The organism is Halorientalis salina (assembly GCF_005049285.1).
GTDB classification, from domain to species: Archaea; Halobacteriota; Halobacteria; order Halobacteriales; family Haloarculaceae; genus Halorientalis; species Halorientalis salina.
Genome location: NZ_SOSC01000001.1, coordinates 639,879 through 661,230 on the forward strand (window position 1 = coordinate 639,879; position 21,352 = coordinate 661,230).

The window sequence follows — 21,352 nt, forward strand, 5'->3', positions numbered from 1 at the left end:
GCTATGGACTACGAAGTCATCGACACGGAGGACGTGCCGGTAACCGACCTCTCGGAGATCGAGGACGTGCCGCCGGATCTGGACATTCGGCCCATCGGCCGCCAGATGGGGCTTAGTAACATGCACGTCACGCTCTGGTACTTCGAGCCGGGCGAGGAGATCCAGTATCACGCCCACGCCGAACAGGAGGAGTTGTACTACGCCATCGAAGGCGAGTTCTCGCTGAAGATGGGTCGTTCCGGCGAAGAAGAGACGATGGAAGTCGGTCCCGGCGCGTTCTGGGTCGCCGAACCCAAAATCGGCCACGGCCATCGGTACGTCGGCGACGACACCGGCGTCGTCCTCGCGGTCGGCGCGCCCGCCACGGAGGACCCGGGACTGGACCCCCACGGGATCGACGACGAGGAGATCGACGACGAATAATCAGGCGTAGCTTTTGTCGAGGTACTCCAGGATTCGCTCGGACTCGGCCATCGTGACGCCGCGGTCCTCGTCGACGACGACCGGGACGGCCCGCTGACCCGAGACGCGGCGGACCTCGTCGCGCTGGGAGTGCAGCCCCTCGACCCAGACGCTCTCGTAGTCGACGTCGAGTTCCTCCAGTCGGTCGACGACGAGTTCACAGTACGGACAGCCTTCGAGCCGGTAGAGTGTGAGTGCCATGTCAACCGCTAGGTCCCCGGAGGGTAAAGTAATCGGGGCTCTCGGCCGCGCCGGGGAGAGTTTTTTGTGGCCCCCGGGAGTTGTCGGGGTATGCCACCGACCGAAGGGGAGCGAGTCCCCGACTTCGAGGCGTTGCTCTGTGACGGGGAGACGTTCCAGTCGACTGGGTTGTCCGAGGCACTCGGTGACCGCGGGGGCGTCGTCGTCGCCACCGGCTTTGCCTTTTCCGCCATCGCACGCAACTGGTGGAAACGCTTCGAGAAGTACGGCTGGGAGGAGTTCGAGGACGTGCCAGTTCTCGGCGTGAGCCGCGACGGCCCATACGCCCAGAACGCCTTTCTCCGTCGGCTCGACGAGCCGGCGTTCGAGTTCTTCGCCGACGTGAACGGCGGCGTCACCGACGCGCTGGATCTCGAAACGGATCGGGACCACATGGCCAACACGTCGACGCCGTGGCGGTCCGTGTTCGTCCTAACGCCGGACCGTGAGGTACAGTTCGCGTACGTCGCCGACGAGTGGATCGGCCCGCTACCGCACGAGGACGTTGAAGACGCGGTCGCGGCGTTGTAGCGACGACTGCCGTCAGTCGTCGCCGTAGATCCGGTCGACCTTCCCGGAGAACTTCTCTAAGATGTTCCGCCGTTTGAGCTTCATCGAGGAGGTGAGCATGTCGTTTTCGGGCGTCCACTCCATCGGGATCAGCTCGAACGTCTTGATCCGCTCGTGTTTCTCGAACCGGTCGTTGACGTCCTCGACGGCCTCCTCGATCCACTCGTGGACGCGCTGGTCCTCACAGATTGCGATCTGCTCGGACGGGATGGCGATGTCTTCCTCGTCGGCCCAGCGTTCGATGGCCTCGAAGTTCGGGACCACGAGCGCGCTGATGAACTTCTCGTTGTCCCCCATCACCATCACCTGGTCGACGCGCTCGCTGGTGGCGAAGGCGTCCTCGATGGGGCCCGGCGCGACGTTTTTCCCCGTCGTGAGGACGATGAGTTGCTTGAGGCGGTCGTGGTAGACGAAGTACCCGTCGTCGGTCTGTTCGATGATATCGCCGGTTCGGAACCAGCGTCCGTTCTCGTCCTCGGTGAACGCGTCCTCCGTCGCCTCCGGGCGCTCCCAGTACCCCTCGGTCACGTTCGGGCCCTGGACGAGCAGTTCACCGATCTCGCCCTCGGCTTTCTCCTTGCGGTCGGGACCGATGACGGTGTCGTCGAGTTTGACGTCGATGTCGTGCATCGGCGGCCCGAGCGTCCCCGGTCGCGGGTCCTCGGCAGGGTTGATGGAGACGACCGGCGAGGTCTCGGTGAGCCCGTACCCCTCGTAGATCTCTAAGCCCATGCCGCGGAACAACTCGGCGAGTTCCTTGTTGAGGCTGCCCCCGCCGCTGATGAAGTACTCGATACTGCCGCCGAGCTTCGATTTCACCGACTGGAAGACGAGTTTGTCTGCCGCGTAGTACTTCATCTTCAGCGAGTTGCTCGGGTTCTCCTGTCGGCCGTACTTCCGGCCGACCTCCAGCGCCCACTCGAAGATGCGCTCTTTGATGTCCGAACTGGCGGCCTGTTCGCGCATGGCGTCGAAGATGCGTTCGTACACCCGTGGGACGCTGGTCGCCATCGTCGGCTGGACCGCCTGCAGGTCCTCCTGGATGGTGTCCGTGCTCTCGGCGTAGGCGACCGTCGCCCCCGAGAAGTACATGGTAAAGTGCCCCCCAGTTCGTTCCAGGACGTGTGCGAGCGGCAGGAAGGAAAGCGTCTTGACGTGTGAGTCCAGCACCGCCGTGTCGGGGTCCTTGTCCGGACGTGGCCCGAACCGCTTGCGGATCTGCGTGAAGTTCGCCGTGAAGTTGGCGTGGGTCAACTTCACGCCCTTCGGTTTGCCCGTCGTCCCCGAGGTGTAGATCAGACTCGCCAGGTCGTCGGGGTCCTGTTCGTCGATCCAGGACTCGTAGGCCGACTGCTCGAAGTTCTCGACACCCAGTTCGTGGACCTCTTCCAGCGTGAGGATGTCGTCGCGTTCCTCGTAGATGTCCACGTCGTCCATGATGACGATGAACTCCAGGTCGAGGTCGTCCTCGACGCCCAGCACCCGGGCCAGCAGTTCCTCGTTCTCGACGACGACGCCCATCGCGCCGGGGTCGTCGAGCAGATACCGGACCTGTCGTGGCGAGGACTCCGTGTAGATCGTCGAGACCACGCCACCGGCGCTGAGCAGACCGAAGTCGGCCTGTGCCCACTCCATCCGGGTGTTGGCGAACATCCCGACCCGGTCCCCGTGTTCGACGCCGAGTTCCCGAAAGCCCGCCGCCAGGTTCTTGACGATGTCGTGCATCCGCTCGTAAGTCAACAGCGCGAACTCGTCGGCCGGCGGCGACGGGACGATATCGTCCGTCAGCGACCGGTGGTACACCCCGCCCTTGTACTGCTGGGCTGGCTCACCGGCGTGACGCTCGGCGCTCTTGGCGAACAGTTCCGGCAACGTCCCTTCCCCCGTCATGTCGTCGGTGTACTCAGCCTCCGCGGCCAGCAGTTCCTCCGTCGATCCCATTACCAGGACAGATTACAGGAACCTAATAATAGCTTCGGGAATCTTTATACTGCGATTCGCGTTCATACCTACGAAGGTAGGACATCTGCCCGCGAGAACTCGCGACCGCAATCCCCGCAACGATACGTCCCGATCGCCACCTTCCGAACTGGCCGGGTCCGATCACAGGACGGACAGCTGATATCGACCACGAGTGTCATCGGTTGTCGCTCGTCGCGCACCCACTTGAGTCTCCCGGCGCCGTCAGTCGTCCCCGACTGCGGCCGACCCGTCTCGATCCGCCTGCGCGTCCCAGAGGCCGGCGTACTCGCCGTCGCTCTCGACCAACTGATCGTGCGTGCCCGTCTCGATGATCTCGCCGTCGTCGAGGACGACGATCCGGTCGGCGTCCTTGATCGTCGAAAGTCGATGAGCGATGACGAAGGCCGTGCGCTCGTCGATGAGTCGGTCGAGGCTCTCCTGGATGAGGTCCTCGGTTTCGGTGTCCACGTCGCTCGTCGCCTCGTCGAAGACGATGATGCTGGGATCGTTCAACAGTGCGCGGGCGATGGCGATGCGCTGACGCTGGCCGCCCGAGAGCTTGATCCCACGCTCGCCGACCTGGGTGTCGTAGCCGTCGGGGAGGTCCCGAACGAACTCGTGGGCCTCCGCGGCTTTGGCGGCGTCGACGACCCGGTCTCGCGTCTCGATATCGGTGTCGCCCGCGGCGGTTTCAGCATCGAGTGCCGCCCCGTCGCCGTACGCGATGTTGGCGGCGACGGTGCCCGAAAACAGGTACGGGTTCTGCTCGACGATGGCGATCTCCTCGCGGAGCGCCTGGAGGTCGTACTCGCGAACGTCGGTCCCGTCGACGCGCACAGCTCCGGAGTCCACGTCGTACAGCCGTGGAACGAGTTTGACGAGCGTGGACTTGCCGGCACCGGTACTCCCGGCCAGGCCGATCGTCTCGCCGGCGGTCACGTCGAGCGAGACGCCCCGAAGCACCGGATCGTGGTCCGCCTCGTAGCTGAAGGTCACGTCGTCGAAGGTCACGTCGCCGTCCACCGAATCCGGCACGTGCGGATCCGCAGGTGAGGTGACGTCGGGGGCTCGACCCAGGAGGCCGAACACGCGCTCGGCGCTGGATTTGGCGAGCTGGTACTTGTTGGCCGACTTCCCGACCCGGCGCATCGGCGAGTACAGGCGGCGCAGATAGAGGAAAAAGAGGGCAAAGGCACCAGTCGAGAGCGCGCCGGGATTGCCGAGGATGATGTCGCGGCCGCCGACGTAGAGGACGAGGACGAACACCACGCCCGTCAGGAGCCGGAGCGTCGCGAAGAAGGCCCGCCGGATGCGGAGGGCACCGACCTTCTCGTCGTGGTAGGTCTGGCTCTGGTCGGCGACCCGGCCGCGCTCGAACGCGTGGCGATTGAACGCCTTGACGACCGCGACGCCGCCGAGGTTGTTCTCCAGACGAGTGTTGAGCCGGGCGACGGTCTCCCTGATGGACTTGTATCGCGGTTCGATCCAGGTGAGAAACCGCCCGCTGGCCAGGCCGATGAGCGGGACCGGAGCCAGCGCGATGAGTGCGAGTTTCGGCGAGTACGTCGCCAGGACGACGGCGATGCCCCCGACGGTGGCCACGACCCGAATCATCTGGCGGAACTCGGTGTTGAGGAACTTCTCCAGGCGGTTGATGTCGCTGTTGAGGATGGACATCATCCCGCCGGTCTGATGGTTGGCGAAGAATCCCATCGAGAGGTGCTGGAGGTGGTCGTACGTGTCGTTCCGGAGGTCGCGCTGTATCTTCTGGGCCGCCGACTGGATGAGATACCGGGAGACGAACCGGGTGGCCGACCGTATCAGGTAGGCGAGTGCGGCGATGACGACCAGCCGTTCCAGCAGGGCGAGCCGCGCCGCCTCGCCGGCGATCGCTCCCTCGGGGACCAGTCCGGCAGTCGCCAGGAGCCCGGGGTCACCGGACCCGAGGACGACCCGATCGATGGCCGTCGCGACGATGATGGGGGGCACCAGACGGGCGAATCGCGTCACGAACGACGCGACCACGCCGACCGCGAGGACCAGCCAGTTCGGGCGAGCGTAGGAGAGCAGATTCCACATCGGGTGGCCGTCGACGTTCTCCCGGACGTTCTCGAACCCGCCGTGTTCGTCGGCCATGTCACTCCCCAACCGTTCCAGCCTTGAATATCGACCGAAACGGGACTGTACGAGGGGTCGGTCGCATAAGAGGTATATCGTTCGGCTGCATAGGGAGGGTGTGGCGAAGCCTCTCCGTTTTCGACGGTCCACCGAGCGCTGGACCGACGGCCGCGTCCGCTCGGAACTCCTCCAGCCCCTGCAATCGAAGTTCGGCGCGACCAAGCGACGCACGTGGTACAAACCCCCAGACGCCTACGAAGCCTGCCGGCTAGAGATGGACAACGGCGACACGGCCCTCTTTTGCTGGACCGACGACGTGGCCTTCTGGATGGGCAACACCGAAACCCCGAAGACGCTCTGGCGTACCGAGAAGTACACGTTCGAGGAAATCCCCGACGGGGTCGCAGACTGGGCCGAGCGGGAACTGCTCGCCCAGTTGCACGACGAGTCCCCGTGGCTCGAAGCCTACCCGAACATCTCGTGGTTCTTCCTCCCCGTGCTGCTCTCGAAGGACGGCCGGCACACGAGCAGGGAGTTTCTCAAAGACCACGCAGCGGGGTTCCCCGACGCCGACGCCGACGAGGCGCTGGCGTACTACGAGGAGTTGCTCGGCCGGGAACTGTTCGACGACCGCTACGAGATGGCGGGGAAACTCGGCACCAGCGAACAGCTCAACCTCGATCGGATGCGGTCGGCCATGAGCGAGTTCACCGTGGCCCGACTGCTGGACGACGCCGGCCACGAGGTCACGCCGGAGATCGAGGTCACGACCGGCCACTCCATCGACTTCCGGGCCGACAGCAACGGCACGGGACGGCTCGTCGAAGTGACCAGACCCCGGCCGCCCTCGCGGCGGTCGGCGTCCTCACCGGTCGCTTCGATTCGGGAGACCGCCGAGACCAAAACCAGCGGCCAGCTACAGGCCCACGACGGCGGCGTCACGCTGTTCGTCGACTGTTCTTCCTTCGCCGACGACGACTGGGCCACGCTCCTGGACGCACGGCCGGACGTGAGACACCGGCCCGCCGTGGTCTTCCGGGCGCGTCCCGACGGGAGTTTCGAGGGCTACACGAAGGGGTCGGTCCCCATCGGCCTGCCCGACGGGATTCAGTAGGCTCTTTCGTAACTCAGTGGCATAGCTGTCGAACTGGTGAACTCGTCAGAGGTTATCGTGCAAGATGGCAGGTATCTTGCACGTCGCAAACCGAGAACTGGGGTCGTCTGATTCGGTCAGTACAAAGCGCGTATGCAGCACGTGACACAGCGAGAATCGGGGTCGTCAAATTCAGTCAGTACAGAGCAAAGGCTACACAATCATTATTTTAACAGGCAACCACTCACTATGTATGACGAGGATAATTTGGGCACTCGCAGCAGCATATGTTCTTGTTGGACTCGGTTTATTTTACAGTTTAGCAATAGATTCTAGCGAGCTATTTTTGGGAATGACCGCACTCATTTATCTTCTAATGAGTCCGTTAGCATATCTTATTTACAAAAAGCGAGTGGTGAACGAGTGATCGGTCAATCCGCACACGCGGTGAGCAGCCGATTCATTCGAAAGAGCGTAAAATGAAGGTGGGCTCCATGCTGACTTGATCCTCTATGTGTCGCACCGCGATACCCGACAACTTCTGAACAGATGGCGCTGTTTCGCTGTCTTCGGTAAGAGCCATTCAGATCAGTCAGCGTCGCCGAAATTCGAAATTAGCTCTCGTCTCCGTCGTACTCGTACTCGCGCAGCGTCGACGGCGGGACGCTGGAGAGCGCCGACTCAGCGGTCGCCTCCAGCACGACGGGCGGGGCCTTGCCGTCGTCTTCGGCTTCGAGCCAGCGGTCGACACAGACACACCAGTGGTCACCCGGCTCCAGGCCGGGGAACTCCAGTTCCGGGCGCGGCGTGACGAGGTCGTTGCCCCGCGCCTTGCTGTATTCGAGGAACGCCTCGGTCATGACGGCACAGATCTCGTGACGGCCGGTGTCCCTGGGATTCGATCGGCAGCAGCCGTCGCGTTCCCACCCGGTCACTGGGTCCTTGCTGCAGGGGAGCAGTTGGCCGCCGAGGACGTTCGTGTCGTCGGTCATGTGTCGCTCTCGCTGCTCTCGTCGCTCGTGTCACTCCCCTCGATCTCTCCGGCCGGGACGATCTCGTAGGAGCGTTCGCCCATCTCGTTTTCCTCGAAGACGAACACGCGACCGTCGACGGTCTCCAGGTTCGCCTCGACGGTGATGCGGTGTTTGTCGTTCTCGACCGACACGCCCGGGAACACCGTCGTCTCCTCGACCGTGTCGAGCAGGACGCGACCGACGCCGGAGTCCCTGAGGATGTCGTCGTTGGTTTTCTGGTCGTTCACGTACGTGAGGACGCCTTCAGTCTCCGTCGGGTCGGTGACGAGGACGTGGACGTCCTTGCCGGGCGCCGTTCGAACGCTCTCCTCGCGCTTGGCCGGAACGCCGCGGTAGTACACCGAGCGTCCGTCCCTGTACTCGACCCTGATACCGTCGGCCTGGAGTTCGACGGGCAGCGAGTCCGGGGAGATCTCCTCGCGGATGGTCATGCTCGACTCTATCCGTGGCGGGCGGAAAAGCGCTCTCTTTGGCGGTGGCAACGGGCGCCGAGGGGCGGGCGCGGCCTGCGGGGAACCTGGCGGCAACCATCAACGGTAAGTATCGAGGTATTCGAGAGGAATGCGATGGAAGGTCGGGCAGACGCACCCGCAGCAGGGACCGTGTTGAACGCGCTGGCGACCGGCACCGGGTCGGCGTTCGCTATCGACGTCTACACCACAGCGACCGTCGAGTTGACCGACGCCGACGGGGTCGAGGGGACCATCGACGGCGCACCCGACGCGGACACGCGACTCATCGAGCGCTGCGTCGAACTCGTCACCGAGCGGTTCGGCGACGGCGAGGGCGGCACCGTCGAGACCGAGAGCGACGTGCCGATGGCTTCCGGCCTCAAAAGTTCCAGCGCGGCCGCCAACGCGACGGTGCTGGCGACGCTCGACGCGCTCGACGCGACCGACGAGATCTCGCGAGAAGACGCCTGTCGACTCGGCGTCGAAGCCGCGCGGGACGTGGGCGTCACGATCACGGGCGCGTTCGACGACGCGAGCGCGAGTATGCTCGGCGGCGTCACCGTCACCGACAACACCGACGACGCGTTGCTCGCCCGCGACGAACCCGACTGGGACGTCCTCGTCTGGACGCCGCCGGAGCGGTCCTTTTCGGCGGACGCCGACGTCGAGCGCTGCAAGCAGATCGCCCCGATGGCCGAGTTGGTCGCCGACCTGGCGCTCGACGGCGAATACGGGCGCGCGATGACGGTCAACGGCCTCGCCTTCTGTGCGGCACTGGGATTCCCGACCGACCCGCTCGTCGAGGCGATGGACCACGCAGCGGGCGTCTCCCTGTCCGGGACGGGACCGAGTTTCACGGCCATCGGCGAGCGAGCGGACCTCGAGCGGATCGAAGCGATCTGGAGCGAACGAGAGGGTACGACATGGTTGACGACAACACAGACCGACGGCGCACGGACGAGATGAGCCTGGACGAACTCCGCGAGGAGATCCGGACGATCGACCGGGACATCGTGGAGTTGATCGCCCAGCGAACCTACGTCGCGGAGGCGATCGCCGACGTGAAAGACGAACGGGGCCTCCCCACGACCGACGAGGAGCAGGAACAGGCGGTCATGGACCGGGCCGGCGAGAACGCCGAGCAGTTCGACGTCGATTCCAACCTCGTCAAGGCCGTCTTCCGCCTGCTCATCGAGTTGAACAAGGTCGAACAGCGCGAGAGCCGGTAGGACGCCACACTCGCGGACACTCGCCTACGCCACCGAATCGGGCGGAGAACGCGACCGGCCAAACTGATTTATTACGACCACCTCTATCTAGCCATATGGGAAGTTACGCAACGCCGCCGGATTGGTCGACGCCGACCGACGAGGACGACCAGTCGGCGGTCAAACTCGGCGACCTGCTGTCGGGACGACTGGCTGACGTCGACATCGACTCCGTGGAGGCGGTGCGCGAAGCGCGAGAACGTCGATGAAGGTATTCGTCGACACGAACGTTTTCATCGCCAGCATCACAGACGAGCCGGGTCGCGGTGACGTAGCGACTGAACTGCTGAACGAGAATCACGATTTCTGCACGTCGATTCTCAATCTCATGGAGATTCGGTCAGTGTTGACGAAAAAGAAGCGCGTGGAACAAGAGCGAGTCGAGGAGGTACTGTCGGATATCTACGGACGCGTTGATATCTACGCGCCGGAAATCAGCGACCAGATTTCGGCGTACAGTCTCCAACAAGACACGTTACTGTACACGCTCGACTGCGTTCTCCTCGCTCTCGCCGAGGATATCGACGCCACGCTGGTCACGTTCGATGGCGAACTACTGGAGAACGGTGCCGTCTCGCCAACCGAGTTGAGGGAATAGAGTGGCATCTGAGGATTTACGCAGATAGCGGCACTCTGTGTTGTCTCTGTTACACCAGTTGACTACCTGAACAAGGTCGAACAGCGCGAATCACGCTGAGCGGTGCCCTGTTCCAACAGTTACTCACCAACGAGCGACGCAGCCGAATTTTCCGCTCGTACTCTCCTGACCGTGACCGCAGGAACGTACGATTCGAGACATGTGATGACCTGTGACACACAGTTCTTCCACCTCGGTCCCGTATGACTCGGTATGGTTCGGTCCGAGAAACGGACATCCAGCGAAACGTTCCCGGGAGACAGGTAGCGTGGGGGAATCAGAGCAAGCAGTATCGGCGTCCGAAGAGCAAACCCCATCCACTGAGGTGCTGAAATCGCTCATCGAAGACGGCCAACACGAGATGGAACGCGAGACGGGCGGTCTCTTCCTGTCGGGGTTCTCGGCGGGACTGGACATCGGGTTCGGGCCGCTGCTGATGGCAGTCCTCCTGACCCTCACTGCGGGCGGGTACGGCGACGTCGGGGTCGAACTCCTCCTGGCCAGCGCCTACGCAGTGGGGTTCATCTTCGTCATCATCGCCCGCTCGGAGTTGTTCACCGAACACACGACCCTGGCGGTGATGCCAGTACTCGACGATCGATCGTCCCTCGGCGCGTTAGCTCGGCTCTGGGGAATCGTCTGGGCCGGAAACATTGTGGGTGGTGCGATATTCACGGCGTTCGTCGTCACCCTGATGCCGAATCTCGGCGTCGCCTCGCCGGAGGCGTTCGGAACCATCGCGCACAAGCTGGTCGACCACGACGTCGGGTGGTTGTTCGTCGCTGCGATCCTCGCCGGCTGGCTCATGGGGTTGTTGGCCTGGCTCATCACCGCCGCGCAGGAGACGATCAGCCGCCTGCTCATCATCTGGCTGGTCACCGCGTCGATCGGGATTCTCCATCTCCCACACTCGATTGCTGGCAACGTCGAGGTGTTGTTCGGGTTGTTCGTCTCGCCGCGCGTCTCGCTGGCCGACTATGGGACCTTCCTCGCACTGGCGACAGCCGGGAACGTAGTCGGTGGGGTCGTGTTCGTCGGGTTGTTGAAATACGGTCACGTCGTCCGCGGTGGCAGTTGAGCGGGCTGTGCCGTTGGCATCGACTGTGCTCCCTCGACGACTTGCTCTTGAAATATAGCCCCCAGGGCGCTGGGACGGGACGGTCAGTACTCCCAGAGCCTGTCGATCCGATCGTCGATGTCCGGATGGTCGTCTCGCAGTGTATCGACGGCAGTCTCACCGTTGACGTTGATGACGTGGACCTCCCCGCGACGCCCGCCGTACACGTCCTGGAAGTCGTAGACGACGCCGACCACGTCGACGGCCTCTGGTATGTCGTTGCTCTCTCTGAGGAACTCGACCTGTCTGTCGACGTTGTACTCGACGAGTCGGTTGATCGCGTCCGCCCGGTCGAGGCCATCGGGGAGCGATTCGACGCCGGCTTCGAGGAAGGGTTTCAACAGCCCGATACAGTGTTCGATGCCGGCGGGTTCGTCGATTCCACCCGTCAACTCGTCGAACGTCGCCGTGACTGCGCCACACCCCGTGTGGCCGACGACCACGACGGTTTCGGTGCCGGTGTGTTCGACCGGATAGAGGACATCACCGGAGACGGCGTCGCCGGCCTCGGTCCGCTGGACGACGCGGTTGCCGATGTTCCCACACGTGAAGACGTGTCCGGGCCAGTCGTTCCCCCAGATGTGATCCTGGAGGACGCGCGAATCCGAACAACAGACCGTGACCACGTCGGGTCGCTGGGACTCCTGTACGTCATCGAACCGGGATTGGAACTCGGCGGCGTGGGCAGCGTTTCCCGCGAGTAACTCGACGAGCGTTCGGCGCATGCTCGACTAGAGACGACTCACCGAATTAGTACCGATGGTTCAGACGGTCGCGATTCGACCGGGTTTTATCGCTCGCGACGCAACCGGCGGACAATGACTGACGAATCCAGCGACGAGCAAGCGACGGTCCCGATCGTCTGTGCGGAGTGTGAGACCACGACACGCGTGCCACTGTCGGAGTTGGCGACGACGCTGGAGCGCCACAACGACAACCAACACGACGGAGACCAGGTCGCGCAGGTCGACCCGGACATCGCCGATCAGGTCGCGGACCTCGTCGCCGAGGACCTCGGACTGCTCGAGGAGTGATACGGTTTGCTGTAACTGTTTCCCGCGACGCCCGCCCGATGTCGGGCGGTTGACGCGGAAACGACGTACAGCAGTCCGTATGAGACAGCCCCGAGCTCCGTCCCCACTGCTAGCGTAATTCCCTCAGAAGCGTTCCATCCACATGCCGGACGCGGTCGACATACTCCCCGTCAGCGGGGGACCTTTCAGGACCGTTCCGGTAGGCCCCGTGATGGTACCAGAGGACAGTTCCCGGCCGGACCCCGATCACGAGCGCGTACAGGAGCGAGCTAGAGACCGACAGCACGACCGAACGGAGTCGGTCGAAGACATGCTCGGCGAGGTGGGAATGCTAGAGGCGGACAAATATCCCACCACGAGCGAGGAACTCGCCGTCGAGTACGCCGACGAGACCGTCGACCTTCCGAACGAAACCGAGTCGCTCGGCTCGGTGTTCGACCGACTCACCGACGTACGGTTCGAATCCCCCGCCGAGGCTCAAGAGGCCGTCCTCAACGAGCTCACCGGTGAACAAGCCGGTCCCGAGGAGTACAACGACGAGCGCGCGCTCGACGACTTACAAGACGAGGACGAGCGGAGCGACCCGCTGGAGTGAAAGCTACAATAGCCCAAGCCCCGTCTCGACCGAACAGAATTCCGTCGCTCGCGAGTTTGCGAGCGACAGCAACTGTGGACTCGCCGGGACTCCCGCGAGCGGAGCGAGTGGGAGGTCGGCGAGTCCATTGACCGACCGAGCGTAGCGAGGGAAGGAAATGGACTCGCCGGGATTTGAACCCGGGGCCTTCCCCGTGCCAGGGGGATGATCTACCGCTGATCTACGAGCCCGCGCACTTCTCGCTTTCCGGTGGGTTTTCTTAAACCCATCGAAGCCAGCCGCCGACACCACCCCGAACGGAGCCCGGCTCCCAGTCCTATCAAATCAGCGGCCAAAACTAATATATGGTGTAAGAGTCCGCTCCGTCCGGGATTCGGCCACAAACGATATATTTGGTACCGCCGGATATCTGGTGACAAACACGTATGCTGAGGACGGGGTCGGCGGTTCGTCGAACAGGTTGCCAGTCGCAGGACGATCAGAGACAGTGACAGGGGAGACGCCTTCACCGCCGATCGACGGGGACTCGGCCGAGAAGCCGCGCGAAGAACGAGGGTCGAGCGGCGGGTCCGGGCTCGATTCGAACGGTCGGTCCGTGGTGGCATCCGACGAGGGCCGACGGCGTGGGCAGACGACGCTGGATTTCGCGACCGGGATGAGCGTCTTTCTCATCATCCTCATCGCCGTGCTGTTGTTCATTCCCGGGTCGCTGGAACCGTTCACCAAGGGGGCACAGGACAACATCGTCACCTCGAACCGGGTCGGTGACCAGCTCTCGGAGGGCTTGCTGGGCGACCCGTCGAGTCCACACGTCGTGAACGCGAGCTGTACCATCGCGTTCTTTGAGGACAGGACGCCAGGGCACGGCGAGTGCCGGTTCACGGGCTCGACGTTACAGGAGCGAATCGGCGTGCAGGACCGGCGACTGGTCAACGTCTCCGTACAGGGGAACCTCTCGGCGAACGGCGGGCAGGAGGGCATCCTCTGTTGGGACGAAAACGGGAACGACCCGGGCCTGCTCGTCGAACAGAGCAACGCATCACAGAGCTGTGATACACAGTTGGCGATTGGGTCGACGCCGCCCCAGCAGGCGGACGCGACCGTCACCGCGCGGCGCGTCATCTCGATCAACGAGAGCGCGAACTCGACCGAGAAGGTCGACGTGGCGCTCATCGTGGAGGTGTGGTGACGATGCGAGGACAGGTGCACACGCTGGAGGCGATCGTCGGCGCGCTCCTGTTGTTGACGAGCGTGGTGTTCGCCTTACAGATGACGGCAGTGACGCCGCTATCGGCGAGTACCTCCAGTCAGCACATCGAGAACCAGCAGCAGGCGAGCGCGGAGGGGGTCCTGGCCAGCGCGGTCGAGAGCGGCGCACTGCGTCGGGCCGTGCTGTTCTGGAACGAAACTGACGGGAGTTTCAACGGGACGACGTCCGAGGAGTTCTACACGGTCAACGCACCGCCCAACGAGTTCGGGGAGAAGCTCGAACGCCAGTTCGGCGAGCGCGGGATCGCGTACAACGTCAGGATCTACTACCGGACGGCGAGTGGGAACGTTGCCGAACAGCTGATGGTCCACCAGGGCGAGCCCAGCGACAACGCCGTGATGTCGGCGCGGACCGTCGTAATAACCGACGATGCCCGGTTGTACAACGAGACCGGAGCTCGGTCCGGTACCTCGGTGCGCGACTCGTACATGTCTAACGACGTCACCACTGACAGTCCGGTGTACAACGTCGTCCGCGTGGAGGTGATTGTATGGCGCATCTAAGTAACGAGAATCGCCGAAGTCGGGGCCAGCTCATCCTGGTGACCGCCTTCGCACTGGCAGTATCGTTCGTGGCGCTCGCGCTCGTGTTGAACTCAGTCATCTACACGGAGAACCTCGCGACGCGAAGCGAGTCCGCGAAGGCCTCCGACGCCGTGAAGGTCAAATCCGACATGGTCGACGGGACGGCCCAGATCATGACCTACGTCAACGAGTACAACGCGAGTGAAGCGGACACCTACTCGGATCTGGTTGACGAGATACGCGTCGGCGTCAGCAACACGACACAGTTCGCCCGCGAGTACCAGAACGTCAACGGACAGGCGATAAACACCACGCTCGTGGCCACCGAGAAGGGGACCTGGATCAACCAGACGTTCTCGGTCGAGAACAAGAACTTCACCGACGCGAACGGCGACCCCAGCTGGACGCTTGTCAACGACACCGAGGGTACCCGGCGGTTCCGCATGAACGTGACTGACCCCGATGCACTCGCGGACACCGGGGACCTCGCGGCAGGAGAGACGAGAAGCGACCTGGACAACTTTACCGTCGTCGCCCGAGACCGGTCGGTATCGCCGGCGAAGACCTGGAAGATGGAATTGTTCCACGACGACGCCGACCTGATCGGCTCCGGTTCCGAGTACGTCCTCTCTGTCGTCGTTGACGGGGACCAGCGGCCGACGTGTACGGTCCCGAACGGCGTCGAGCACTTCTGGGTCAACGTCTCGGCGGGTACCGTCAGCGGCGAGGACTGCCGGGCACTGCGGTTCGCGGAGAACACCGGAGGCGTCTACGACATCAGTTACTGGAACGGTGACAAGATAAACGGGACCTATCGGCTCATGGTGAACAACCAGAGCGCGCTCGACCCCACACACTACAACAGTACGGTCACCGCCGGGCCGCCGGTGCTCGACAAGGCGATCTGGGGTGGGAAGATCCTCGTCGACTACGAGGAACAGCGCATGGTGTACGAGACGGACGCACGGGTCGTCCCGGGTGAGAGCGATGACTGACCGGCCCACCAACCGCGGACAGGCCATCACGCTCAACTACGCGTTGGGACTCGGCATCAGCGTCATCCTCATGACGGGGTTGTTGATAACCGGCGGGGCGTTCGTCAACGACCAGCGCGAGAGCGCCATCCGGACGGAACTGCGCGTCATCGGCCAACAGGTGGCCGCCGACGTCGCGACGGCGGACCGACTCGCCCAGTCGACGGAGGACAATTCGTCGGTCACGCTCGAACGGGACATGCCGGACACTGTCGCCGGTGGCACCTACGACATCGAGGTCGTGGCGACAGCGGACGCACACTTGATCCTCACCACGAGGAACCCCGATGTGCGCGTCAGGGTCGACCTCGTCAACGAGACGGTCATACAGGAGACCTCGATAAACGGCGGGCGGCTCCGCATCAACCAGACGGAGAGTGGTGAGCTGGAACTCGTCAGCGGCGGTGGTAGCGGATGATCCGCCGTGACGAGCGAGCGGTGACCGACGTCATCGGCTTCATCCTCGTCTTCGGACTGGTCGCGACCACGGTGGCCATCGTTTCCGTCAGCGGACTGAGTACACTGCAGGACGCCCGTAACGCGGAACAGATCAACAACGCCGAGCGGGCGTTCGACGTGCTGGCCGACAACATGGCCGACATCTATCAGGAGGGAGCGCCCCACCGGGCGACGGAGGTCAGCCTCGATGACGCCACGATGAACACGGCGACGAGCGTCCGGATCAACGTCAGCGGGGAGGAGAAAAGCAGCGGTGACCTGGAGACGATCACGAACGTCCAGTCGCGACCCGTCCTCTGGAGGTCCACACAGAGCGCAGAGACCGAGATCGCCTACTCGTTGGGGGCAGTGGTCCGGGCCGACCGGGAGAGCGGTGTGATGGTCAACGAACCGCCGTTCGTCCTCCAGGATGACAGGATGTTGCTGACGATCGTCAAGACCCGGACCGATAACCCGAAGAGTCTGAGCGGCACGACGGTCCGGGTCCGGGGCAACCAGGAACGGTCGTCTAGTAGCGTCCTCACCGGCGTCGACGACAGCTACGACGAAGTCAAGATCAACATCACGTCGTCACGGGCCGGCGTCTGGGAGCAGTACTTCGAACGGAAAGCGATCACCAACTCCTGCTCGATAGACGAGGAGACGGGTCGAGAGCGCGTGAGCTGTACCCTGGATGCGCCCAAAGAGATGTACGTCACGGTCAACGGCGTCAACGTCGAACTGGAGCGCTGACAGCTCCCAGGACTACAGTCTTACCGCGCTACTGGCTACAGACCCCGACCGTGAACTGGTGAGCGTTCGTGCTGCATACGCTGTAGCGTCGTCACCATCTGTGAGGAGGTCAACGACCGTTCGGACGACGGGACAGGCGATGCCTGCTGCCCGACGACCGTTCGGACGATTGGACTGGCGATGCCTGCTGCCCGAAGTCAGTTGCGTGGGCAGCGACGCGCTGTTTCTCGGCCAGATCCCACGACCGGGCGCGACCGGTCACTCTAGAAAGCGGTGGCGCTCACTCGAAATCGACCTGGACGTCGTTTTCGGTCACGTGGAGGAACGCGATGAACTCCGTGCCTTTCGTCTCCTCGTAATCGAGCGATGCACTGGAGGTCGGTTCCTGGATGCGGTCACTCGTGCCCGGGCCGCCCTTGACGATGAGATCGACGTCAGGCCCCATCAACTGGAAGTAGTGGTTGATGACCTCGTCCATCTGCTCTTCGTCGCCCTGGGTGTAGCTCGAGGGCTCGTCGGTGACAGTCGGGGAGTGCTGATCCCACTTGGCCGTGCTGTTCAGCGACCAGCTCCCCTCCTCCCGGATGTGGTCGTTGAACGCCCACCTGTTCCCGAGCGTCGAATCGTCTGCGGTACCGCTGCTGGGTTCCAGCTTACTAGTGAAGCCGGGGTCGACGTGGCCGTCCTTGCCGAGTTTGTCGTAGGTCATCTGCCTGGAGTTCAGGAAGTCGATGTTGAGCTTGGCGTCGCTGCTACAGTCCCAGTCCATCCAGGACGCCTGGTCCGGGTCGATGGCCGTGCGGTTCTCGAACGCTTCGTAGTTCGTCGTCCCATCACCATCGTGGTAGTAGACACCGACGTAGACCTTGCCGTCCGGATCCGGACACGGATTGTTCTTGACGTCCGAGTAGACGTAGATCTCGAACTCCTTGCCGTCCTCGGTCGCGTAGAACGAGAAGCGAGGATCGCTTTTGTCGACGTCAAGGGACACGTCGAACTCCTTCAACGGATGCCCCTCGCCGACGCCACCGGCTTCGATGTCGCCGCCAGGATCCGGCAGCGGTGCGACGGTCCCGGGTGCACCGCCGAAGGAGACCAGTTCCAGCCGGACCGTCTGGTTGTGGTCGTATTCTGTCACGTTCCCGGTGGTGCGCTGGCGGAAGTACTCCGCCCACCCCTCGTAGTAGTCGCTGTGGACCCAGGCGTAGACGGTCCCGTTCTCGATGGGGTTCTCGTACTGTGCGGGATCGTCCTCGTAGTCGTACGGTGCCCCAGTCCCGTTGCTCGTGCTGGTCGTCTGGTTCGGATACACTGGCGCTTCAGGACCCTTCTGGCTCACAGTCACCTTGGCCGTACTGGACCCTTTGGTGTCACTCCGGACCCGGATGATCGGGAGCGTCAGGGTCGCCCGGCGGTAGTGGAACTCGGGCGGTGAGACCATCAGCGCGTCGCCCTGCCCGTCCTTCCGCCAGACCCCACCGCCTTGGTACGCGATCTCTGTCTTCCCGTTCGTATAGAGCATCCGACCCAGCGACTCGTTGTAGATTACCTCCACGTTCTCGCCGCCCGAATAGTTGTGGTGCTCGATGGCGATCCACCCGGATTCCGGGTCGGTCGTGAACGACCCGCTGTCCTGCCCGAATGAGATGGTCTGGGTGTTCGACGCGCCCAGTGCGACCATCGCGGTCCGCGAATCGAACAGCGTCATCGAGTGTTCGGCCCGCTGGAGTTCCGCCTGCTCACGCGTCGAATCCAGCGCCGACGTGCCGAGCGCGACGATAGTGATCGTGCCGGCAAGCACGACTGCGATGACGAGCAGGTACCCAATCGGGCTCGATTGGCCACGCGAGTCTCCCGACAGCCACCGGCGGACCCCGCCTACAGTCATGATAGGTCACATTTAGAAGGTTCTAATATAAGCGCACTGGCCAACTATCGAGTGGTTTACCATTCGACCCGAGGCCGTCGATCTTCGGGCGAGGGGGAGTCGACCCGCCGTCGCGAGTAGCAACCGTTTAGTGTCCCAAGGAGGACGTTGAACTGGGAACAGCACGGCCGCAACTCCGACTCGCCGCTTTGCGTGGCTCCCGGGCCTTGGCCCCGAGTCACCGACCTTTCCGCGGCTTGGGATTGCGGTAGTGTTTCGGCGAAACGCCGGTTTGCGGGCTGGCCCACCAGCCAGCAGCACCAGCCGGACCCGCGCCGGACAGCGGTCGATGCGGTTCCAATTTCAGAACAATGGCACGAATGCACACACGCCGCCGCGGGTCGTCCGATTCGGACAAACCCGTGGCAGACGAGCCGCCGGAGTGGAGCGACGTCGACGATGCCGCCATCGAGGAGCGCGTCGTCGAACTAGCAGAACAGGGACACGACCCGAGCGTCATCGGACTCAAACTCCGTGACGAGGGGGTTCAGGGAACGCCCGTGCCGGACGTCAAGCTGGCGACCGGCAAGAAGATCACCGAGATCTTGGAGGAGAACGACGCCGACTCGGAGTTCCCCGAGGACCTGCACAACCTGATGGAGCGGGCCGTCCGCCTGCGCGAGCACATGGACGAGAACCCGACCGACCACCAGAACAAGCGCGCACTCCAGAACACCCAGTCGAAGATCCGTCGCCTGGTCGATTACTACCGCGGTGACGAGATCGACGCCGACTTCACGTACTCCTACGACACCGCCAAGGAACTCCTGTAGATGTCCACAGCCGACCGTCCCGCCGGGCCAACCACTGCCGCGAGCGACGTCGCCGCCGCCTGCCGCGACGCCGACTTCGTTCGCCTCGTCGCCACCGCCGACGGCGACGCGCTGGCAGCGACTGGTGTCCTCGCCCGCGCCCTCGACGCCACGGACCGGCCGTTCCAGGCCAGCGTCGTCGCGCCGGCGGCCGACACCACCCGCGAGACGGAGGCAGACCTCACCGTCACCATCGGACACGCGACCGCGACGGCCGATCGCTCGATCGAACGCGGCGCGACGCCGCTTTCGGAGATCGCCAACGCCGCCGCGAGGGAACTCGCCGGCACCGGCGACCCCGTACTCGCACTGGCCGGTGCGACGACCGCACCGGCGACGCCGAGTGGCGACCTGCTCGAGGGCGCCACCGAAGCCGGCGCAGTGCAACAGCCCGGCGTCGCGATCCCGACAGGGAACGTCGCCGACGGCCTGGCACACAGCACGCTCGTCCACGCGCCGTTTTCGGGCGACGCGGACCGAACCGACGAGGTACTCCGCGAACTCGGAGTACCCGAGTCGGCCGACGAGCTGGGAGCGGACGACCGCCGGCGTCTCGCGTCGACGGTCGCTATCCGGACGGTCAAACCCGAGTCCGCGACAGCGCGAGGAGCCGAACGTGTCGAGCGGGCGCTACGTCCGCACGCACTCGACGGCCCGTTCGCGACGGTCGAGGGCTACGGAGACGTCCTCGACGCCGTCGCTCGCGAGCAACCGGGCACCGGCGTCGCGCTGGCACTCGGTCACGACACACGCGAGGCTGCGCTGTCGGCCTGGCGAACCCACGGCGACCGCGCCCATCGCGCGCTCCGGTCGGCGACGACCGGGCGCTACGACGGGTTGTTCGTCGCACGCGGCGGCGTCGAAGACCTCGGCGTCAGCGACGTGCGCGACGTCCCCGTCGGCACGGTCGCGCGACTGCTCGGCGACTTCCGGTCGCCGGAACCGGTCGCGCTGTTCGTCACCGACGGTCGGGCCGCCGCCACGGCGACCGACGGTCGGGACCTGGCGACGACGATGGAGGCGGCCGCCGCGGCCGTCGACGGCCGGGCAGGCGCGACGAGCCACGGCGCGCAGGCGACCTTCGAGACCGACACGTCGGACCTCATCATGGCGTTCAGGGAGGCACTATGACGCGGCGAGCGACGATCACGACGACCCACGACGACGCCGAGCGGGCGACGCGCGTCGCTGCCGCCCTGACCCCGGACAACACCGCGGAGATGGAGACGACGGTCGACGGCGAGACGGTTCGGACGGACATCGAGCGAGAGACGACAGGTGGACTCCACGCGACGGTCGACGACTACGTGGTCAACCTATCGATTGCAGACGAGCTGACAGACACGACACAATCATGAGCGAACGATCAGTTTCACGACAGAAGCAGGGCAAGCAGTGGTACGACGTACTCGCACCCGAGATGTTCGACCGCGAGGAACTCGGCACCACGCCCGCAGAGGAATCGGAACAGGTCCTCGGACGGACCATCGAAACGACGCTGGGCGACTTACAGAACAACGCCAGCGAGAACAACAAGAAGCTGAAATTCCAGGTCAACGAGGTCGCGGGCAAGTCCGCCTACACCGAGTTCCTGAAGTACGAACTCACACGGGACTACAAGCGGAGCCTGGTCCGCCGCGGCTCCTCGAAGATCGAGGCGTTCATCACCGTCCTGACGACGGACGACTACCGCCTGCAGATCCAGCCGGTCGCACTCACGACCAAATCCGCCGACGAGAGCCAGGAGAAGGCCATCCGGCGCGAGATGATCGACATCGTCGAGGAAGCGGCCAGCGAGCGCACCTACAAGGACCTGGTCGACAGCGTCGTCTCCGGTCGCATCTCCAGTGCGATCTACAACGAGGCGAAGCTGATCTACCCCGTCCGGCGCGTCGAGGTCCAGAAGACGACCCTCGAAGCCCACCCCGAGGAAGTCGCCGAAGAAGAGGAAGTCAGCGTCGACGTCGACGAAGAGGACGTCGCCGTCGAAGGCGCCGACGAGGAGTAACGCG

26 protein-coding genes and 1 tRNA gene are annotated in these 21,352 nt (G+C 63.9%); 19 read left to right on the forward strand and 8 right to left on the reverse strand.

Features of this window, described 5'->3' with window-relative positions; translation table 11 throughout:
* The first annotated feature begins 3 nt into the window (after positions 1–3).
* Positions 4–423: a cupin domain-containing protein gene (locus tag E2481_RS03335; RefSeq protein WP_136715698.1), complete on the forward strand. Its 420-nt coding sequence runs from the start codon at positions 4–6 to the stop codon at positions 421–423.
* Here E2481_RS03335 and E2481_RS03340 read toward each other — a convergent pair whose 3' ends face one another.
* Positions 424–663, reverse strand: coding sequence for a glutaredoxin family protein (locus tag E2481_RS03340; RefSeq protein WP_136715699.1), 240 nt, complete (start codon positions 661–663; stop codon positions 424–426).
* Positions 664–753: 90 nt separating this feature from the next.
* On the opposite strand from E2481_RS03340, the gene E2481_RS03345 reads away from it, so the two are divergent.
* Positions 754–1,233, forward strand: a complete 480-nt coding sequence (locus tag E2481_RS03345) for a redoxin domain-containing protein (RefSeq protein ID WP_136715700.1) — start codon at positions 754–756, stop codon at positions 1,231–1,233.
* A 12-nt stretch (positions 1,234–1,245) separates the two neighbouring features.
* Here the strand turns inward: E2481_RS03345 and E2481_RS03350 are convergent, their stop codons facing one another.
* Both E2481_RS03350 and E2481_RS03355 read right to left on the reverse strand, forming a co-directional pair.
* Positions 1,246–3,213, reverse strand: a complete 1,968-nt coding sequence (locus E2481_RS03350) for an AMP-dependent synthetase/ligase (protein WP_136715701.1) — start codon at positions 3,211–3,213, stop codon at positions 1,246–1,248.
* 243 nt (positions 3,214–3,456) lie between these two features.
* Positions 3,457–5,370: an ABC transporter ATP-binding protein gene (locus E2481_RS03355; RefSeq protein WP_136715702.1), complete on the reverse strand. Its 1,914-nt coding sequence runs from the start codon at positions 5,368–5,370 to the stop codon at positions 3,457–3,459.
* Between the two features lie 100 nt (positions 5,371–5,470).
* Between E2481_RS03355 and E2481_RS03360 the strand changes: the two genes are divergently transcribed.
* The gene (locus E2481_RS03360; protein ID WP_136715703.1) at positions 5,471–6,466 is read left to right on the forward strand and encodes a DUF5784 family protein; all 996 of its coding nucleotides are present in this window, start codon (positions 5,471–5,473) and stop codon (positions 6,464–6,466) included.
* Positions 6,467–7,059: 593 nt separating this feature from the next.
* Here E2481_RS03360 and E2481_RS03365 read toward each other — a convergent pair.
* Both E2481_RS03365 and E2481_RS03370 read right to left on the reverse strand, forming a co-directional pair.
* Entirely contained in the window at positions 7,060–7,437 is a 378-nt protein-coding gene (locus tag E2481_RS03365; protein WP_136715704.1) for a DUF2237 family protein, read from the reverse strand.
* Positions 7,434–7,910 carry a DUF5796 family protein gene (locus E2481_RS03370; protein ID WP_136715705.1) on the reverse strand — a complete coding sequence of 159 codons (477 nt, stop codon included), beginning with the start codon at positions 7,908–7,910 and terminating at the stop codon, positions 7,434–7,436. The genes E2481_RS03365 and E2481_RS03370 overlap by 4 nt, the downstream gene beginning before the upstream one ends.
* Positions 7,911–8,045: 135 nt before the next feature.
* Here E2481_RS03370 and E2481_RS03375 point away from each other — a divergent pair, with 135 nt between their 5' ends.
* The 5 genes from E2481_RS03375 (at position 8,046) to E2481_RS03390 (ending at position 10,914) form a co-directional block, all read left to right on the forward strand.
* Positions 8,046–8,897, forward strand: coding sequence for a shikimate kinase (locus tag E2481_RS03375; RefSeq protein ID WP_136715706.1), 852 nt, complete (start codon positions 8,046–8,048; stop codon positions 8,895–8,897).
* The gene (locus tag E2481_RS03380; RefSeq protein WP_136715707.1) at positions 8,855–9,160 is read left to right on the forward strand and encodes a chorismate mutase; all 306 of its coding nucleotides are present in this window, start codon (positions 8,855–8,857) and stop codon (positions 9,158–9,160) included. Before E2481_RS03375 ends, E2481_RS03380 begins: the two co-directional genes overlap by 43 nt.
* Before the next feature lie 95 nt (positions 9,161–9,255).
* Positions 9,256–9,408, forward strand: a complete 153-nt coding sequence (locus E2481_RS18535; RefSeq protein WP_169302360.1) for a hypothetical protein — start codon at positions 9,256–9,258, stop codon at positions 9,406–9,408.
* Positions 9,405–9,797, forward strand: a complete 393-nt coding sequence (locus tag E2481_RS03385; protein WP_136715708.1) for a type II toxin-antitoxin system VapC family toxin — start codon at positions 9,405–9,407, stop codon at positions 9,795–9,797. The genes E2481_RS18535 and E2481_RS03385 overlap by 4 nt, the downstream gene beginning before the upstream one ends.
* A 307-nt stretch (positions 9,798–10,104) precedes the next feature.
* Complete coding sequence (locus E2481_RS03390) at positions 10,105–10,914, forward strand: formate/nitrite transporter family protein (protein WP_250137710.1); 810 nt, start codon at positions 10,105–10,107, stop codon at positions 10,912–10,914.
* An 83-nt stretch (positions 10,915–10,997) separates the two neighbouring features.
* Here E2481_RS03390 and E2481_RS03395 read toward each other — a convergent pair whose 3' ends face one another.
* Positions 10,998–11,678 carry a carbonic anhydrase gene (locus tag E2481_RS03395; RefSeq protein WP_136715709.1) on the reverse strand — a complete coding sequence of 227 codons (681 nt, stop codon included), beginning with the start codon at positions 11,676–11,678 and terminating at the stop codon, positions 10,998–11,000.
* Positions 11,679–11,771: 93 nt separating this feature from the next.
* Between E2481_RS03395 and E2481_RS03400 the strand changes: the two genes are divergently transcribed.
* Both E2481_RS03400 and E2481_RS03405 read left to right on the forward strand, forming a co-directional pair.
* Positions 11,772–11,987 (forward strand): hypothetical protein, encoded by a 216-nt coding sequence (locus E2481_RS03400; RefSeq protein ID WP_136715710.1) that lies wholly within the window; start codon positions 11,772–11,774, stop codon positions 11,985–11,987.
* Positions 11,988–12,198: 211 nt separating this feature from the next.
* The gene (locus E2481_RS03405; protein WP_136715711.1) at positions 12,199–12,582 is read left to right on the forward strand and encodes a DUF5789 family protein; all 384 of its coding nucleotides are present in this window, start codon (positions 12,199–12,201) and stop codon (positions 12,580–12,582) included.
* 158 nt (positions 12,583–12,740) lie between these two features.
* Here the strand turns inward: E2481_RS03405 and E2481_RS03410 are convergent.
* Positions 12,741–12,812 (reverse strand) — tRNA-Ala (locus E2481_RS03410).
* 257 nt (positions 12,813–13,069) lie between these two features.
* On the opposite strand from E2481_RS03410, the gene E2481_RS03415 reads away from it, so the two are divergent.
* Genes E2481_RS03415 through E2481_RS03435 form a run of 5 tightly spaced genes read left to right on the forward strand, consistent with a single transcriptional unit; the run spans position 13,070 to position 16,601 of the window.
* Entirely contained in the window at positions 13,070–13,771 is a 702-nt protein-coding gene (locus tag E2481_RS03415; RefSeq protein WP_136715712.1) for a DUF7287 family protein, read from the forward strand.
* 2 nt (positions 13,772–13,773) lie between these two features.
* Positions 13,774–14,355 (forward strand): DUF7288 family protein, encoded by a 582-nt coding sequence (locus tag E2481_RS03420; protein WP_136715713.1) that lies wholly within the window; start codon positions 13,774–13,776, stop codon positions 14,353–14,355.
* Positions 14,343–15,371: a DUF7261 family protein gene (locus tag E2481_RS03425; protein ID WP_136715714.1), complete on the forward strand. Its 1,029-nt coding sequence runs from the start codon at positions 14,343–14,345 to the stop codon at positions 15,369–15,371. Before E2481_RS03420 ends, E2481_RS03425 begins: the two co-directional genes overlap by 13 nt.
* Complete coding sequence (locus E2481_RS03430; protein ID WP_136715715.1) at positions 15,364–15,828, forward strand: DUF7266 family protein; 465 nt, start codon at positions 15,364–15,366, stop codon at positions 15,826–15,828. The genes E2481_RS03425 and E2481_RS03430 overlap by 8 nt, the downstream gene beginning before the upstream one ends.
* Positions 15,825–16,601 (forward strand): DUF7289 family protein, encoded by a 777-nt coding sequence (locus tag E2481_RS03435; RefSeq protein WP_136715716.1) that lies wholly within the window; start codon positions 15,825–15,827, stop codon positions 16,599–16,601. Before E2481_RS03430 ends, E2481_RS03435 begins: the two co-directional genes overlap by 4 nt.
* A gap of 280 nt (positions 16,602–16,881) precedes the next feature.
* On the opposite strand, the gene E2481_RS03440 is transcribed toward E2481_RS03435, so the two are convergent.
* Positions 16,882–18,489, reverse strand: coding sequence for a DUF7289 family protein (locus E2481_RS03440; protein ID WP_136715717.1), 1,608 nt, complete (start codon positions 18,487–18,489; stop codon positions 16,882–16,884).
* Between the two features lie 350 nt (positions 18,490–18,839).
* On the opposite strand from E2481_RS03440, the gene E2481_RS03445 reads away from it, so the two are divergent.
* Genes E2481_RS03445 through E2481_RS03460 form a run of 4 tightly spaced genes read left to right on the forward strand, consistent with a single transcriptional unit; the run spans position 18,840 to position 21,348 of the window.
* Positions 18,840–19,301 (forward strand): 30S ribosomal protein S15, encoded by a 462-nt coding sequence (locus tag E2481_RS03445; protein WP_136715718.1) that lies wholly within the window; start codon positions 18,840–18,842, stop codon positions 19,299–19,301.
* Positions 19,302–20,471, forward strand: a complete 1,170-nt coding sequence (locus E2481_RS03450; RefSeq protein ID WP_136715719.1) for a hypothetical protein — start codon at positions 19,302–19,304, stop codon at positions 20,469–20,471.
* On the forward strand, positions 20,468–20,698 hold the full coding sequence (locus tag E2481_RS03455; protein ID WP_136715720.1) for a KEOPS complex subunit Pcc1: 231 nt from the start codon (positions 20,468–20,470) through the stop codon (positions 20,696–20,698). Before E2481_RS03450 ends, E2481_RS03455 begins: the two co-directional genes overlap by 4 nt.
* Entirely contained in the window at positions 20,695–21,348 is a 654-nt protein-coding gene (locus tag E2481_RS03460) for a 30S ribosomal protein S3ae (protein ID WP_136715721.1), read from the forward strand. Before E2481_RS03455 ends, E2481_RS03460 begins: the two co-directional genes overlap by 4 nt.
* Positions 21,349–21,352: the final 4 nt, after the last annotated feature.

What these genes read in the sequence shown, in the direction of transcription:
- E2481_RS03420 (WP_136715713.1), top strand. Translation starts at nt 13,774, where the DNA reads ATGCGAGGACAGGTGCACACGCTGGAGGCGATCGTCGGCGCGCTCCTG.
- E2481_RS03460 (WP_136715721.1), top strand. Translation starts at nt 20,695, where the DNA reads ATGAGCGAACGATCAGTTTCACGACAGAAGCAGGGCAAGCAGTGGTAC.
- E2481_RS18535 (WP_169302360.1), top strand. Translation starts at nt 9,256, where the DNA reads ATGGGAAGTTACGCAACGCCGCCGGATTGGTCGACGCCGACCGACGAG.
- E2481_RS03340 (WP_136715699.1), bottom strand. Translation starts at nt 663, where the DNA reads ATGGCACTCACACTCTACCGGCTCGAAGGCTGTCCGTACTGTGAACTC.
- E2481_RS03405 (WP_136715711.1), top strand. Translation starts at nt 12,199, where the DNA reads ATGGTACCAGAGGACAGTTCCCGGCCGGACCCCGATCACGAGCGCGTA.
- E2481_RS03440 (WP_136715717.1), bottom strand. Translation starts at nt 18,489, where the DNA reads ATGACTGTAGGCGGGGTCCGCCGGTGGCTGTCGGGAGACTCGCGTGGC.
- E2481_RS03430 (WP_136715715.1), top strand. Translation starts at nt 15,364, where the DNA reads ATGACTGACCGGCCCACCAACCGCGGACAGGCCATCACGCTCAACTAC.
- E2481_RS03395 (WP_136715709.1), bottom strand. Translation starts at nt 11,678, where the DNA reads ATGCGCCGAACGCTCGTCGAGTTACTCGCGGGAAACGCTGCCCACGCC.
- E2481_RS03370 (WP_136715705.1), bottom strand. Translation starts at nt 7,910, where the DNA reads ATGACCATCCGCGAGGAGATCTCCCCGGACTCGCTGCCCGTCGAACTC.
- E2481_RS03400 (WP_136715710.1), top strand. Translation starts at nt 11,772, where the DNA reads ATGACTGACGAATCCAGCGACGAGCAAGCGACGGTCCCGATCGTCTGT.
- E2481_RS03450 (WP_136715719.1), top strand. Translation starts at nt 19,302, where the DNA reads ATGTCCACAGCCGACCGTCCCGCCGGGCCAACCACTGCCGCGAGCGAC.
- E2481_RS03345 (WP_136715700.1), top strand. Translation starts at nt 754, where the DNA reads ATGCCACCGACCGAAGGGGAGCGAGTCCCCGACTTCGAGGCGTTGCTC.
- E2481_RS03435 (WP_136715716.1), top strand. Translation starts at nt 15,825, where the DNA reads ATGATCCGCCGTGACGAGCGAGCGGTGACCGACGTCATCGGCTTCATC.
- E2481_RS03425 (WP_136715714.1), top strand. Translation starts at nt 14,343, where the DNA reads ATGGCGCATCTAAGTAACGAGAATCGCCGAAGTCGGGGCCAGCTCATC.
- E2481_RS03455 (WP_136715720.1), top strand. Translation starts at nt 20,468, where the DNA reads ATGACGCGGCGAGCGACGATCACGACGACCCACGACGACGCCGAGCGG.
- E2481_RS03365 (WP_136715704.1), bottom strand. Translation starts at nt 7,437, where the DNA reads ATGACCGACGACACGAACGTCCTCGGCGGCCAACTGCTCCCCTGCAGC.
- E2481_RS03350 (WP_136715701.1), bottom strand. Translation starts at nt 3,213, where the DNA reads ATGGGATCGACGGAGGAACTGCTGGCCGCGGAGGCTGAGTACACCGAC.
- E2481_RS03355 (WP_136715702.1), bottom strand. Translation starts at nt 5,370, where the DNA reads ATGGCCGACGAACACGGCGGGTTCGAGAACGTCCGGGAGAACGTCGAC.
- E2481_RS03335 (WP_136715698.1), top strand. Translation starts at nt 4, where the DNA reads ATGGACTACGAAGTCATCGACACGGAGGACGTGCCGGTAACCGACCTC.
- E2481_RS03385 (WP_136715708.1), top strand. Translation starts at nt 9,405, where the DNA reads ATGAAGGTATTCGTCGACACGAACGTTTTCATCGCCAGCATCACAGAC.
- E2481_RS03375 (WP_136715706.1), top strand. Translation starts at nt 8,046, where the DNA reads ATGGAAGGTCGGGCAGACGCACCCGCAGCAGGGACCGTGTTGAACGCG.
- E2481_RS03380 (WP_136715707.1), top strand. Translation starts at nt 8,855, where the DNA reads ATGGTTGACGACAACACAGACCGACGGCGCACGGACGAGATGAGCCTG.
- E2481_RS03445 (WP_136715718.1), top strand. Translation starts at nt 18,840, where the DNA reads ATGGCACGAATGCACACACGCCGCCGCGGGTCGTCCGATTCGGACAAA.